The sequence below is a fragment of the Bianquea renquensis genome, assembly GCF_014384895.1.
Classification (GTDB): domain Bacteria; phylum Bacillota; class Clostridia; order Lachnospirales; family Bianqueaceae; genus Bianquea; species Bianquea renquensis.
Genome location: NZ_JACRSQ010000007.1, coordinates 1 through 15,061, shown reverse-complemented (window position 1 = coordinate 15,061; position 15,061 = coordinate 1). Strand labels below are relative to the sequence as shown.

General features: G+C 49.0%; 11 protein-coding genes. 6 read left to right on the top strand and 5 right to left on the bottom strand.

All coding sequences use genetic code 11. The features are described 5' to 3' along the window. Window positions 1-152 precede the first annotated feature (152 nt). On the top strand, window positions 153-2,234 hold the full coding sequence (locus H8730_RS06115; RefSeq protein WP_177720085.1) for an alpha-L-rhamnosidase-related protein: 2,082 nt from the start codon (window positions 153-155) through the stop codon (window positions 2,232-2,234). 193 nt (window positions 2,235-2,427) lie between these two features. On the opposite strand, the gene H8730_RS06110 is transcribed toward H8730_RS06115, so the two are convergent. The 4 genes from H8730_RS06110 to H8730_RS06095 form a co-directional block, all read right to left on the bottom strand. Further along, window positions 2,428-4,674: a thiamine pyrophosphate-dependent enzyme gene (locus tag H8730_RS06110; RefSeq protein WP_177717196.1), complete on the bottom strand. Its 2,247-nt coding sequence runs from the start codon at window positions 4,672-4,674 to the stop codon at window positions 2,428-2,430. 41 nt (window positions 4,675-4,715) lie between these two features. Further along, window positions 4,716-5,780 carry a 2-oxoacid:ferredoxin oxidoreductase subunit gamma family protein gene (locus H8730_RS06105; protein WP_177717193.1) on the bottom strand — a complete coding sequence of 355 codons (1,065 nt, stop codon included), beginning with the start codon at window positions 5,778-5,780 and terminating at the stop codon, window positions 4,716-4,718. Between the two features lie 121 nt (window positions 5,781-5,901). Continuing rightward, window positions 5,902-7,413, bottom strand: a complete 1,512-nt coding sequence (locus H8730_RS06100) for an ABC transporter permease (RefSeq protein WP_177717189.1) — start codon at window positions 7,411-7,413, stop codon at window positions 5,902-5,904. Next, window positions 7,406-8,320, bottom strand: coding sequence for an ABC transporter ATP-binding protein (locus H8730_RS06095; protein ID WP_177717186.1), 915 nt, complete (start codon window positions 8,318-8,320; stop codon window positions 7,406-7,408). Before H8730_RS06095 ends, H8730_RS06100 begins: the two co-directional genes overlap by 8 nt. A 195-nt stretch (window positions 8,321-8,515) precedes the next feature. On the opposite strand from H8730_RS06095, the gene H8730_RS06090 reads away from it, so the two are divergent. Continuing rightward, the gene (locus H8730_RS06090) at window positions 8,516-9,094 is read left to right on the top strand and encodes a nitroreductase family protein (protein WP_177717182.1); all 579 of its coding nucleotides are present in this window, start codon (window positions 8,516-8,518) and stop codon (window positions 9,092-9,094) included. A 39-nt stretch (window positions 9,095-9,133) separates the two neighbouring features. Here H8730_RS06090 and H8730_RS06085 read toward each other — a convergent pair whose 3' ends face one another. Further along, window positions 9,134-10,204, bottom strand: a complete 1,071-nt coding sequence (locus H8730_RS06085) for a D-alanyl-D-alanine carboxypeptidase family protein (protein ID WP_177717180.1) — start codon at window positions 10,202-10,204, stop codon at window positions 9,134-9,136. A gap of 269 nt (window positions 10,205-10,473) precedes the next feature. On the opposite strand from H8730_RS06085, the gene H8730_RS06080 reads away from it, so the two are divergent. From H8730_RS06080 to H8730_RS06065, 4 genes are all read left to right on the top strand, one after another. Next, a complete protein-coding gene (locus tag H8730_RS06080) occupies window positions 10,474-10,665 on the top strand; it encodes a hypothetical protein (protein ID WP_177717177.1) in 192 nt (63 codons plus the stop codon). A gap of 224 nt (window positions 10,666-10,889) precedes the next feature. Further along, a complete protein-coding gene (locus tag H8730_RS06075) occupies window positions 10,890-11,426 on the top strand; it encodes a type 2 periplasmic-binding domain-containing protein (protein WP_177717173.1) in 537 nt (178 codons plus the stop codon). A gap of 29 nt (window positions 11,427-11,455) precedes the next feature. Next, window positions 11,456-14,146: a sensor histidine kinase gene (locus tag H8730_RS06070; RefSeq protein WP_177717170.1), complete on the top strand. Its 2,691-nt coding sequence runs from the start codon at window positions 11,456-11,458 to the stop codon at window positions 14,144-14,146. Further along, entirely contained in the window at window positions 14,139-14,840 is a 702-nt protein-coding gene (locus H8730_RS06065) for a response regulator (protein ID WP_177717167.1), read from the top strand. The genes H8730_RS06070 and H8730_RS06065 overlap by 8 nt, the downstream gene beginning before the upstream one ends. Window positions 14,841-15,061: the final 221 nt, after the last annotated feature.

Sequence of the window (15,061 nt, the reverse complement as noted above, 5' to 3'; positions counted from 1 at the left end):
AATAGTATGCTCTCATTATAGCACTCTAGATTTGAAGTTTCAATGGATTTTATCTCTGAAAAAGCTGGACTTTTCTTTCATTCTAGTCTACAATATACGCATCGGGTGCGTATCAGCAACCGGTAAACTAGTAAAATGTGAGGTATTGTCCTATGTTTCAGATTGCAAAGCCTGTATGGGCCAAAGATCGCCAGGAAGAAATCAACTTGACCTTAGTATTTTCCTTTCCTTTGGCCGCTGGCTCGACTCGACTTAAGCTGACCGCTTCGACTGCGTATCAGCTCTTCATTAACGATCACTTTATTATGATGGGCCCTGCCAGGGCAGGGCACGGCTATTTCCGTGTTGATGATCTCGACGTGACTCCATACCTGGAAAGGGAAACAAATCAGGTTGAAATCATCGTGGCCGGCTACAATGTATTCAGTTATGAGTATGCAAACCATCCATCCTTCCTAACCTGTGAAGCGACTGCGAACGGTTCCGTTGTCTTTGCAACAGGACGGGATGTGCCCCTTTGCTATGTTCGGACAGAGCGAATCCAGAAAGCCAGCAAATTCTCCTACCAACGGGTCCTCTGCGAAGTTTACGACTTCGACCGGACAGCCCATGATCCTGTCACGCTTGCTGTTCAGGATACTCCAAATTACTTAACCCGCAATGTCCCCTATCCGGTGGATGTGGAGTTGACTCCGGAGTGCATATCGGAGACGGGCATCCTGGGACGCAAAACCTACAAGGGAGCCCCCTGGTACTTTGACCGGATGTTGAATGCGAAGGTGGAGCAGTTCGACGCGCTGGAATGCAATCTACATGCAGAAATGCACTCCCTCGATTGTATTCCTCATGAAAAAATGCCTGCTCAAAATCAACTTTTGACTGACAATACGTATATCCAATACAGTTTTGCTTCCAACAGCACTGGGTTGATTGGACTGGATTTCACGGTCAAAGACGCCTGTGAACTCTACCTCATCTTCGATGAAATCTTGATTGACGGCCATCTCAGTCATACCCGTTTTGATCCCACTTGCTGCGTAAAATTGATGGCTTCCCCGGGAACCTACTCTTTTCTCAGCATGGAACCCTATACGTACCGCTATATTCAGATCTGTGTCACGAAGGGCGCTGTGGAACTCCACCGCCACTATCTGAAGGAGATCGCGTATCCACCCGTTGCGTCGACCACCTTCCAGGATCCGCAAATACAAGTAATCTTCGAAGCAGCTGTCAATACGTTCCGCCAAAATGCTCCGGATGTCTATATGGACTGCCCCTCACGTGAACGAGCTGGATGGCTGTGTGATAGCTTTTTTACTGGGCGAAGCGAATTTGCCATCACTGGAAAATCCCTGGTGGAGTATAACTTTTTTGAAAACTATCTGCGCTCCACTGGTTATGAATCCATCCCGCCCCTTCCAGAGGCAATGCTGCCCATGTGCTACCCGTCCAATCATTCCGGAGGCTTTATTCCTAACTGGGCTATGTGGTTTGTGCTGGAGCTGGAAGAATACCGCTATGCGCGCGGCGGCGATCAAGCCTTGGTTGCCGAATTAAAGGGGCACATTTTTGCTCTGCTGGACTATTTTAAGAAATTTGAGAACAGCGACGGCCTTTTGGAAGACTTAGATGGCTGGATTTTTCTTGAGTGGTCCCGCGCCAACGATAAGGATGTGGTCTGCGGCGTCAACTACCCGACTAACATGACCTATGCGGCCTGTCTTGAAGCTGCTGGCCATCTGTATGATGAGCCCTCTCTCTGCGTGAAAGGACACACGATAAAGGAACAGGTTCGAAGACAATCCTTCAACGGATCTTTCTTTGTCGACAACGCCATCCGCATTGATGGAGTTCTGACGCCTACAGAGACGACAACGGAGGTCTGCCAGTATTACGCTTTCTTTTTCGACGTCGCGACGCCATCGCTGTATCCGGAGCTCTTCCAGACTTTGCTCACAGACTTCGGGCCTCAGCGGAAAGAAACCAAAGCGTATCCCGATGTCCCCTTTGCCAATGCATTTATCGGCAATTATCTGCGCTTGGATATTCTGTACCGGTATCAGTGTTATGAACAGATGTTGCAGGAATTTAAAGGCTATTTCTATAGGATGGCGGTGAAAACTGGAACGCTGTGGGAAAATGACACAGAGAGGGCCAGCTGCAATCATGGCTTTGCATCCCACGTCGCCTACTGGCTGCTCCAGCTGCGTGAACATTCGGACCTAGTGCTGTAGAAGACTTTACAGTAGCATAAAAGGGAGAGGGATTCCCTCCTGCCTAATTCGGGCAGGTACTGTGGGCGTGGCGTCCCCTTGTGAGGGGCGCCACCTTTTTGCGTTTTTACTATCGCAAGCACCACTCTATCGGAATGATACAGTAAGCGGAAGGCATATCCAAAGAAGATGCCTTCCGCTATAAATTAGCTTCTCATAAAACAGGACTCTCCGCCCTCGCTTTGAGCCTCTCCCATCGCCGGTCCACCTCTCGCTGGACGTCCTCCATGATCTCTTCAAAATTAGGCTTTATCAGATGCTTCGTCCGGCCCATCATCTTGAAAAATTCCGCCACAGGAATCTTTTTCCCTTTTTCCTCCGGGTCATAGGACAGCGTCGTTATGCCGTTTTCAATCTCATAGAGAGGATGATAACAGCAATTAACCCCCGCATCGATGACACTCCGCTCATACCTCGGATTGTCGTTCCAATTGAGCGGACAAGCGGATAATGCCTTAATATAAGCCATCCCGTGGCTTTGGGCATATCGCGCCGCCTTGGCTGCTTTTTTGATAAAATCAGCCGGTTGATTTTCTCCGACGGTGGCGATGTAGGGTATGCCGGTGGCCGAAAAAATCTGTGGCGTATCCTTATGATACATAGTCTTGCCGTACTGTGCTGGCCCTACGTGGGATGTGGAGGTTTTCGCTCCTTTAGGGGTAGAATAGGATAGCTGATAGCCCGTATTCATATATCCACCATTATCGTATTCCATCAAAATCATTCGCGGATTGCGCAGGGCCGTGCCCAAGGCGGCTCCCATTCCAATATCCATACCGCCATCCCCGCTGATCATCACAAAGGTAAAATCATCCCCTTCCGGCAGCTCGCCGCGCCTCTGTCTTTCCTCAAAAGCGGCAACAATGCCAGATAAAGTTGGCGCCCCACTCTGGAACAGATTGTGCACATAGGAGACTTTAAACGCTGTTTTGGGATACGGAGTCGTCACCACCATGCCACAACCGGTGTGGAACAACAGGACGACGTTACCTTCAATACCCTTTAACAGTAGGTTGACATTGATTGGAATCCCACAGCCAGGGCAGGCTCCATGACCTGGCGCCAGTCTGCGCGGCATTTGCAGGCCATCCCGAACCGTTCCGCCTTTTATTTTGATCGAGCCGTCCTCCAGCGTTTCTGCGGAGGTGATGCCCGGCGTTGACCTGGATAGGGTGATGGGAGCAAAGTATTGCTGCCGGTCCGCCTCCTCTTCCCCTTGATACCGGCCACTATAGTCAAAGACTTCCACCTCCTGTTTTAGAGAAGCCGCATACGCTTGGCGCAGCATAGAGACGGCTTCTTCCACGTAGAAATCTTTGCCGGATAATCCATAGATTCTGGATATGACTTTGATGGATGAGGCGTGTTCCTGCAACATTGCTTTTAGCTCAAGGCTCATATTTCCGCCCTCTGCCCCATAGCTATCCTGCCGGTCTGCCGCCAGAATCCCCGTCAGTTTCGGACTCAGCAATTGGAATAACTCCATTTTCGGGAAAGGGCGCAGCACATTTGTCGTAAAGACACCTACGGGCAAACCTTCTTTTCGCAGCTGATCGACCGCTTCCTTGGCTGTCTCATAGCTGGATCCAAGGATGAATAAGGCGGCTTGGGCATCCTCCATCCCATATCCCTGAACAACGCTGTACTGCCGGCCAGTAATGCCGGCGTATTCCTGAAATACTTGTGGTATGACATGCCTTGCCTCTTCCATGGCAAGGTACAGCTGATACTTATTATTCATGATATCCGGCTCGTTCATATATGCGCCGATGGTAATGGGATTTTCTGGGTCTAGAACATGATACGGCGCGATGTAGGTCTCCCCCACAAAGGATCTCACATCCTCATCGTTCTCAAAGATCATGGCCACCCGCTCCTGATGGCTCGTGAAAAACCCATCGAAAGCGACTATAACAGGAAGTGCAACCGCTTCTGCAATCTTTAAACCGCAAAGGTTCATGTCGTACACTTCCTGAGGGTTCTTGGCAAAGAGGATGATCCAGCCCGTGTTGAGCGTGTACATAATGTCGCTGTGATCTCCTTTGATGGATAATGGCCCAGACACCGTGCGGCATGCCACATTCATCACCATGGGAAACCGGGTTCCCGACTGCACGGGAAGCTGTTCCAGCGCATATAATAGGCCATTGGCGCTCGTGGCGTTGAAGACCCTTCCGCCAGCCGTACAGGCGCCATAGCAGATTCCGGCGGCGCTGTGTTCGCCGTCCGCTGGAATCATGCGCACGTCAGAAAATCCAGCGGCTTTTAGCTCATCCAAATACTCTGCGATTTTTGTCGACGGCGTAATCGGATAATACCCCATCACATGATATCGTATCTGTTTGGCCGCCAAGGCGGCCAGCTCATTGCCACTGTGAAATACTCGTTTTTGTTCGTTCATAGTTCCTCCTCGCTGCCGCGCTATGCGGCATGAATGAAATCCTAATACTTTTCTTCATTCACGATGGAATTTGCGCCGAGATCTTCAAACTCCAGCCGCTCTACAATCAAATCTTGATTCCGCACATGCTGTTTCCATATATCCTGCTCATACTCAATTCCGGCTGTAATTGCCGCTGTGGGACACACCTCCACGCACCGCAGGCATCCTTTGCAATGGTGGTAATCCGGTCCGAGATTGACCATAGCCGGTTTTCCCTTCCATTCACCTTTGACAAATTGGTAGACCATATCCGGACAAGCTGTATCGCACATGCCGCACTGGATGCACTTTTCCTGATGAAACAGCGGAACATATCCTTCCCGGCTTGCCGATACATCATTGCTAACCGTCGAGCCGGCTGTCACAACGACGCCGCCCAACGGTGCATTATCCCAGCCTAAACTGCGCCTCTCTTCTGTAAAGGGAACATAGGGATAGGTCTCATCATTCGGAAAGGCTTTCGTCGTCCCCTCCTCGAAACCTCGGCGCAGACCTCGGAGATTGCTGTCCAACATGGCGGGATACTTGCGCCCGATAGTTTCCCGGATAATCTCCTCCAGACACTCAAATGGAAGGAAACCTGACGCCTTGCAAAGTGCGCCTAACATGATCATATTCATGCGAGTCTTTTCTTCCACTGTGATTTTCATTCCGTCAATACAGGTCAGGACGCCACCGTGCATCTGAAACTCTCTGCGAATCTCGTCCGGGGATTTCGCAGTGTTCACCACCACTGCTGTTTCCTCGTCCACGCCTGCCAAAACCCCAGTTTTTCCCGCCAGTCGTTCGTGAAAGATCCCTATGAGATGCGGCTTCTCCACCGGACTTGAAATCCGAATTTCCTTATCTGGCTCTGCATACCGGATGTAGGACTTAACTGGTGTCCCCCTTTTTTCGGACCCATAGCTGGCAAAATTTGCCGTGTTATACCGCAAATAAAGTGCGCCTAGCTCGCCTAAAATTTTGCCACTTAAATTCGCGCCCAAACCCCCGATACTTTCTAGGCGGATCTCATAAAAGCCATAGGCATTGGTTTTCGGAAGCGGAATGGTTTCATGCTGCATGTTAATACCTCCTGCGTGCTATTTGATAGTAGTATTTCCAGGAGGCGCAATTTTATTAAAAACTCTTGCTTTTCATACAAAAAGACAGCCGCCAACAGCGGCTGCCCTGAGCAGAACATTTTTAATTTTTGATTTCTTTTCGGCTAAAGGTCATGAAACACAGGAGGACGGTTACAGTCCAGTACGCGAGTATCGTCAACATTGACTGCCCTGCGGTGGCATAGGGCGCCGACACAGTGTTGGTCACATATTGCATCAGGTCGAAGTTGCCGAACAGTACAAATTTCAGCGGTGCAAATGGATAGATGGCGGAATAGAAAATCCGAACCCCCATGGGGCCAACCAGCGCGGCGAATAAACTCAATCCGATGGACAGCGCACTGGAGCGGCTGATGGTTCCGATGAGAAGCGCAATCGTCCCCATGACGAGCGCTTCCAGCAGTCCCACCCCAAAGCCCATAGCCGAAAAAGCCAAAAAGGGAATGGATACAATTCCGCTGCCCGTAAAACTCAAATAAGCAGGTGTTGCGACACTGGAATTGAAGAGTATGGACCCGGCCAAAATCGCGCTGACAAAGAAAACAAGGGTGCATGCGCTTAAAACCAAATACAGCGTGATGATCTTCGAAGCCATGAGTTTATCCCGCTTATAGGGATATAAAATCCAGCTTTTCACTGTGCCCATGGAGAATTCGCCGGCGACCATCGTTCCCCCTAAAATGATTCCAATCAAAACCATAAGTGGCATCAGGGAAACCATGACGCTCATATAATCGGAGAAGGTCTCCTCCTCCTCGACGATTTGGTATAAATCGAGGGATATCTTCTGGTTGGCCAGGGCATACTCATCTGCGGCGACCTCAGCCTCCCGCGCGCCATTGTAAGACTTTTGTGTCTCTGTCAAGTAACTAGGTTCTCTCTGGGCAGAGTATTTAGATCGGACCAAATACTCTTTATTTTGCTGAATCCGGCCAATGGCGACGCTTTTCCAGTTATCCTTCGCCTGAGGCGGCACATCGCAGGATACATACCGCTCCAAAGCCTCCAGCTGTACCGAATAGATCTCCCGCTGCTCATCGGTGGCAGAGCTGAAAACCGAATTGTATTCTTCCCGCAACGCCTGCAACTGACTCTGGTTGTATTGCTGGTAATCCTCCTCCTGAATCTGCTTTATCAGCGCATCATTCTGTTTCCGAATTTCGGATATGGCATCCGTCCCCGATTCGCCCGGCCATGAAAGATTATAGTCTTCCGGGTCCTGTCCCTCCTCCAGCAGCTCAATAAGCGTCTGGTTATAGAAATACTCGTATATAAGGGGATAGCGCCAATCCCCATTCTGGATATCCTCCTGTAGCTGATACTCCATGGCCATGATGGAAATCTGGCTGCTTCGCTTCTGTGCCTCCCGCTCCTGTTCCGTCATCCACTCCCATTGATCGATGGATTCGATATACTCTTGTTCTGTCACTATCTGCTTCTTTAGATCTTCTTTCCAGTCTCTATCGGAATATGCCGCTATCCCTTTCAGCAAAATTGCAAAGCCAAAGCAGATCAACAGCATAAGCACCGGCAGAACGATGAACAGTTTGCGTTTCCGAAGCTTAAAGAGTTCACTCCGAATCAATTTAAGCAATTCCACCGCCCCCTGTCAGTTCCATAAACGCATCCTCCAGCGTCTCCTTTTGTTCTCCCACCTCATAGACATCCACATCATTGAGAACCAGCATTCGATTTAACTGTCCTGAATCGAGTGCATCGCCGCCCACCAAGAGCACATCCTCCTGCACCTCGACTGCAATATCCGTAAACTGTGACTCCAAAATCTGAACCGCTTCCCCCGGCTGTCCAACCCTCAAACGAATCTTTCCATATTGCGAACGCTGCAGTGCCTGTGCACTGGAGTCTGCAACCAATCTTCCGCTGCGCATAATGCCAATGCGGGTGCAGAGAAGACTCATCTCGGATAAGATATGGCTGGATACCACAACCGTCATGCCTTCCCTTGCCAGATTTTGCAGGATTTCCCTTAGATCCTTGATTCCTGCCGGATCCAGGCCATTAGTCGGTTCGTCTAACACCAACAGCTTCGGCCGATGTAGAATCGTTTGGGCAAGAGCCAGCCGCTGCCGCATTCCCAGTGAATAGCGTTTTACTTTGTCGTGAATCCGGCTCTGTAGGCCGGTCTGCTCAATGACTTCGCGAATTCGCCCCCGCTCAACGTCCGTATGCAGCATAGAGGTCAGCTTTAGGTTCTCATACCCCGACATATAGAGATAGTGCGCCGGATTTTCCACTATCGCGCCGACCGAGCTCATCGCCGCCTCAAATTCCTGCCCGATGGCATGTCCGCAAACCATAATGCTGCCCGAGTCCACTCGCAGATGGCCGACAATCATCTTGATCAGCGTTGTCTTCCCTGCGCCATTAGGGCCTAGCAAGCCAAAGATCTCTCCCTCCCCTACCGACAGCGAAAACTGTTCCACTGCCGCTTTGCCGCCAAAATATTTGCTAACGTTCTCAATCGATAGAATGGATTCCATATACAGACTCCCCTCTTGATATCCCTGTTGGTAGTATATCGTGTTTTATTTTATCTGACAAGATATTTTTGGAATTCGTATAAAAAGTATGGATTTTGAAAGATTTTGACGAGGACTTGCACTGTGCTTCCCTATATGGTAAGATACCAGTACCATACGCCGTCTCAGCGGCAAATAGAAATAGGAGGCATACCCATGAACGTATACGACGCAATTATCAATCGTCGTTCCATTCGCAAATTTCGACAGATTCCTCTGGAGCGCACTGACATCGAGAGGTGGATCAATGGAGCCAGACTGGCGCCGCAGGCCGCAAACCTTCAGCCTGTCAAATATCTTGTGGTGGATGATCCCTCACTGTTAAGCCCGGTATTTGATACGACAAAATGGGCGGCTTACCTGTACCCTGACCATACGCCGGAACCTGACCAGCGGCCAGTGGCCTATATTGTACTGCTTATCGATACACAGATCAAGGCTGCCGGGTATGACACCGACGCCGGCGCCTGTGGAGAAAATTTGATTCTGTGCGCACAGGGAGATGGCGTTGGCAGCTGTTGGCTCGGCGCTGTGAACCGACCGGTGCTGGCCCAGGTCCTCAACATATCCCACCGCTTTCTCATTCATTCCGTCATCGCTCTCGGATACCCTGATGAAAGCCCCGTCAGTGAACCTATGTCCGGCGATGCAATTCAATACTATGAAGACAGCACAGGCACGCTGCACGTTCCCAAACGATCTTTCTCCGACCTGGTCTTTTACAACCACGGTTGACCTCAAAAAGAAAAAAGTTCGCTGTCGCGAACTTTTCGTTTAAGAATCGGTTGTTGCGCTTATGGCCGTTTCCAACAGAGCCGGCTCCAGTTTATAGTAGACCAACTGCTTTGTTGCAGACGCATAATCCTCTGCGTTCATGATGACGCTGATATAGAATTCCTCACCCAGCTGAAAATAGGAGACCAGACAACGGCCCGCCTCTCCTGTATACCCGGTTTTTCCACAGATATACTGGATTCCCTCTAAAGCATCTTTTCCCCGCATATACACATTGGTGCTATTCCATGTATATTGATGTTGATTGTCGCCACCGTTCTCTCTGGTGATGGTACAGCTGTACGTAGGCGTCTGCATAATCTCCATGACCGTAGGATTCTCAGTCGCCGCTCTCATAATCAGGGATACATCTTTGGGCGTTGTATAGTGATCGTCATTGTGCAGCCCATGTGGATTTGTAAAGTGTGTATTGTTGGCTCCCAACTCTGCCGCCTTCTGGTTCATCATCCCGGCAAAAGTGGCGACATCGCCCCCGATATACATGGCAACTGCTGTGGCCGCATCATTGGCAGAGTACAGGAGTGTGGCGTACAGCAGATCCCGCAGTGTACACACATCGCCCTCTTCTAAATATGTGAGCTTACTCCCCTCCTCATAGCACCCTTCCAACTGGCCAACTGTAACCGTATCCTCCAGGTTCCCATTCTCTACGGCTACTAGCGCCGTCATAACCTTGGTCATAGACGCTGGATATAATTGCTTATCTGGATTTTTCTCGTACAAGGTATTGCCCTGCATATCCACCAGATATGCGCCATCCGCTGTAAACGAGTCCTCAAACATGAGAGTCTGCGTCTTGACCTTAGCCTGGTTAATCGTCTCCAAATCAAAGGATCCGGTCTGAAGCGCCAGCCCAGAGGTGGAAGCGTCATCCACGCTCTGATGCGCCGGAGATCCTGCAAATACGACCCCGCATTCCTGATTATAAATCCACCAAGATATAACACTGGCGGAACACGCTAATACCATCACGAGCATGACACTGGCGATGATGGCGAATTTGTTTTTTTGTTTATTCCGGCGGCCATACCGTCTATCTTCCCTGCGCATCGTCGTCCTCCCTTGCTGCCTATTTCTCTTTTATTGTACCCCATATTGAGGCGCCTGTAAACCCAAAAATTACGTCAGCAAAAAAAACCTACTCTCGCCATCATTCGAGTTTGCTCAAGGCTTTTCGCGTGAAAGAAGGCATTTCTCTGCTGTATGCCAAACCTTTACTGAATTTAATATAAACTTAATGTAAATTCCCCTCCCCTTTCCCCCCTTTTAATTTTCTTTGCTGTATTCTGGTGACACAGGGAAGAAAGGAGAAAATGGTTATGAGCATTTCGAAATCCATGCGAAAATTTGAACGGGAACTTGATATAAGAACAGAAAAATTTTTCTGGGATCACCCATGTCTTGGATTCCTTGCCATCTTTGTTGGTATGCCACTCTTTATTTTAATCTGCGTCTGTATTAGTACCGTTGTTATTGCTTTCCCAATGGCGTGGCTCTTTGGTTGGTGTTAATCTTCAGCCGCTCTTAAAGTCGGACTGGGGCATACCAAAAAAACAAATCTTGTATCTTTATACCTTCTTAATACAGATACGGAAATCCTTTTGCCCTCTTTATCAGAGCGGCCTTATGATAAGGACCAGATAAAGAATGGTAATGGAGAGTACTATGCCGGCTTTTGGCCGGAACAAAAATCTGCAACCATGTTTTTGCAGATAGAGCAGCGGGGAACAAATATATGCAGGATTTGTTATTACTGGCAGTTGTGGCGGCGGTGTTTGTTTTTGGATGGGTTTTGATGAACAGGCTGGATCGTTTTCTGGAGAACAACCGTCAGGTACAGGGCTTGGAACTTTCATCTGGCGAGGACATCTTACGGATCGGACTCTCGAATCCATTATTTTCAGATCACCTGACCGATAGCTTGGAACAATATTGCAGACTATGCCCTGACAGTTCGGTCCAAATTTTTTATGGGGCGGAGGATGAACTGGTAAATGGGCTTCTATGTCGAAAACTAGACATTATTTTTCTGCCTGAAAATAGTGAAGGTCTCGCTGGCGGGTGCTATGGTATCAAAAAAGTTTTGTTGGACTATACTCCTGTTACTATGAAATATGGAGGTTTATCCATCGAACCTATTGCTGATGATGCCGTCGTACAGAAGGTTATATGGCTAACGGAGGCCACTACATCATCCACCAATTGCTTTGTAGGATGTATAAAAGACAAGACAACTCGCAAAAGTAGAAGGATCTGGCATCTTATGTTATAATTACATTTCAAGCTGAAGGAGGAGTGCAGATGGAAATCGCAAGACAAGACCCGGATCAGCTATTGCGCGCGATCCGCAATGATATATCCAGTGGCAGTCGTGGAAAGCTGAAAATTTTTTTTGGCTATGCCGCCGGAGTTGGAAAGACCTATGCCATGCTGCAGGCGGCGCATCAGGCGAAAGAGCGCGGACTTGATATTGTGGCTGGGTATATTGAGCCGCATGCGCGTCCGCAGACAACCGCCCTGCTCTCCGGGCTAGAACAGCTACCTGTAAAGGAGATTTCGTATAACGGAATCACCCTCCGCGAATTTGACATTGACGCCGCGCTGAAAAGAAAGCCACAGCTAATCCTGGTGGACGAGTTTGCGCATACCAACGCGGAAGGTAGCCGTCACGCAAAACGCTATCAGGATGTGCAGGAACTATTAAAAGCGGGCATCAATGTCTATACAACCGTCAATGTGCAGCATATCGAAAGCCTGAACGATACGGTCGCTGCGATTACTGGAATTATGGTAAGGGAACGCATCCCGGATTCTGTTTTCGACGAAGCGGATCAAGTGGAGCTGGTGGATATAGAGCCGGCGGAACTTCTGGAACGTTTGGCAAGTGGAAATGTCTATCGAGAAGAACAGGCGGAACGCGCGGCAGTGAATTTTTTTACCGTGGAAAATTTGACCGCTTTGCGGGAAATCGCCCTGCGCCGCTGTGCGGACAGAGTAAATTTGCTGACCGAGAGCGCACGAATTCAAAGCCGGAGCGATTACCATACAGACGAACACATTTTAGTCTGCCTTTCATCTTCGCCCTCCAATGCGAAAATCGTCCGCACTGCGGCGAGAATGGTAAGGGCGTTCAGGGGAGCATTTACCGCCCTCTTTGTGGAGACGCCGGATACCGCAGCTATGAATCAGGAGGATAAAAAAAGGCTGCGGGAGAATATGCGTTTGGCCAGGCAGCTTGGCGCTGCCATTGAAACCAGCTATGGAGAAGATGTTCCCTATCAGATTGCGGAATTTGCAAGGCTCTCCGGTGTTTCCCAAATTGTGATTGGACGCAGTACGGCAGCCAAAAAAAGCGTTTTCAGCAGGCCCAATCTGACGGACCGACTGATTGCCGCCGCTCCCAATTTGGACATCCATGTAATTCCAGACGTCAATAACAGCGAAAAATATCGGTTTCCCAAACTGAAACTGTCCAAAGCAATGCCTGTCCGGGATATTGCAAAAAGCATACTGGTTCTGTTGGCGGCTACGCTGATTGGCTATGTCTTTTATTCTCTTAGATTTACAGAAGCAAATATTGTTGCGGTTTATATTTTTGGCGTCCTGATTACATCAATTATTACAACAAATCGGTTTTGCGGACTTGTGACATCGTTTGTGAGCGTACTGGTATTCAATTTCTTTTTCACCGTTCCACGCTTTACGTTTCATTTTAACGACTCAAATTATATTGTAACATTTGTAATTATGTTTATGGTTGCGTTTTTAACCGGTTCTCTTGCCACGAAACTGAAGGAAAATGCAAAGCAATCTGCCCATGCAGCCTATCGAACGAAAATTTTATTTGAAACAAATCAGCTTCTTCAAAAGGAAACGGATGAGCAGGCTGTGTTGAGCGCAACAGCCGGGCAACTTATCAAGCTCCTAAAAAGGGATCTGGTAATTTATCCGCTGGAAGGCAGTAGCCTGGCGGAGCCACGCGTTTACCGGGTACCGGACAGCGACCTGTACGACTTGGTTTCTGAAAACGAAAAAGCGGTTGCATCATGGGTCCTTAAAAACAATAAGCATGCAGGCGCCACCACGGATACCCTTTCCAGCGCCAAATGTCTATACCTGTCAATCCGGGTCAATCATCAGGTATATGGCGTGGTGGGAATCGCCATGAACGAGATCCCTTTGGATTCTTTTGAAAACAGCGTCCTGCTCTCAATCCTTGGAGAGTGTGCTCTGGCTTTGGAAAACATTAAAAACGTAAAGGAAAAAGAGGATGCTGCAATACTGGCAAAAAACGAACAGCTTCGGGCAAATCTGCTCCGGGCGATCTCTCATGATCTCCGCACACCGCTGACTTCTATTTCCGGAAGCGCGAGCAACCTGTTGGCGAACTATCAAAAGATGGATGATACTCACAGAGTCCAGTCCCTTACGGATATTTATGACGATTCCATGTGGCTGATCAATCTGGTGGAAAATCTGCTGGCGATGACCAGAATCGAAGGCGGACAGGTCCGTCTGACGCAATCGGTAGAATTGATGGATGAGGTCATTGCGGAGGCTCTGCGGCATATTAACCGCAAAAGCAAGGAACACAGTATTCACGTTAGTTCCTCCCAGGAGTTGCTGCTGGCCCGTATTGACGCGAAGCTGATTGTTCAGGTCCTAATCAATCTGATTGATAATGCTGTAAAATATACGCCTGCAGGTTCCGCCATAGAAATTTGCGCGAGCCAGAAGGACAAGTGGATTGTAGTCTCTGTTTCTGACAATGGTCCGGGAATTCCCGCTGAGCAGAAGCCTTACATTTTTGATATGTTTTACAGCGGAGCCAATACTATTGCGGACAGCCGCAGAAGTTTGGGCCTGGGCCTTTCCTTGTGCAAGTCCATTGTCACGGCTCATGGAGGTATGATTTCCGTGGCGGATAATCAGCCAGAAGGAACCGTTTTTACATTTACACTACCGGCAGGGGAGGTTGAATTGCATGAATAAACCTTTGATATTGGTTGTGGAGGATGATCCTCCGGTACGCAACCTGATTACAACTACATTAAAAACCAATGATTACCGTTATTTGGTTGCGGCTAACGGCGCAACTGCTATTTTGGAAGCTTCCTCCCATAATCCGGATATTGTACTGCTTGATCTCGGGCTACCGGATATGGACGGTGTACAGGTAATCCAGAATATCCGTTCGTGGTCGAATCTGCCGATCATCGTTCTCAGTGCCCGCAGCGAGGACAACGATAAAATCGAGGCGCTGGATGCCGGCGCGGACGACTATTTGACAAAACCTTTTTCTGTGGAAGAATTGTTGGCCAGACTGCGGGTGACGCAGCGCAGGCTTTCCTTTATGACTGCTGAGATGCTGACGGCAAACTCTGTATTTGTCAATGGAAAGCTGCGGGTGGATTATGCCGGTGGCTGCGCTTATTGGAACGATCAGGAATTGCATCTGACTCCAATCGAGTATAAGCTGCTGTGCCTGCTTTCCAAAAATGTTGGAAAAGTATTGACGCATACCTTTATTACGCAGAATATCTGGGGCCGGAGCTGGGACAATGATATCGCCTCTCTGCGCGTCTTTATGGCAACGCTCCGGAAAAAACTGGAACCCACCCCAGACTCTCCACAGTATATTCAGACCCACATCGGCGTTGGATATCGTATGATGAAAGTGGAATGATACACGCATCAGGAATCAAATCGGCTTGCCGGTGGGTCTGCATGAGATCTGCCCTGGGACGTGGCTGGATGTTGACTTTTCTCCATTTAGTCCCGCAGATTAGTATTGGTTGCAGCAAACGTTCAGTGCCGTTTAGATTTACAGTCACGTGATTTTCTCTTCCTAAGCAGCGGAGTCATGATGAGCCCTGCGAGGCTGAGGAACATTAGCACAACCCAAAT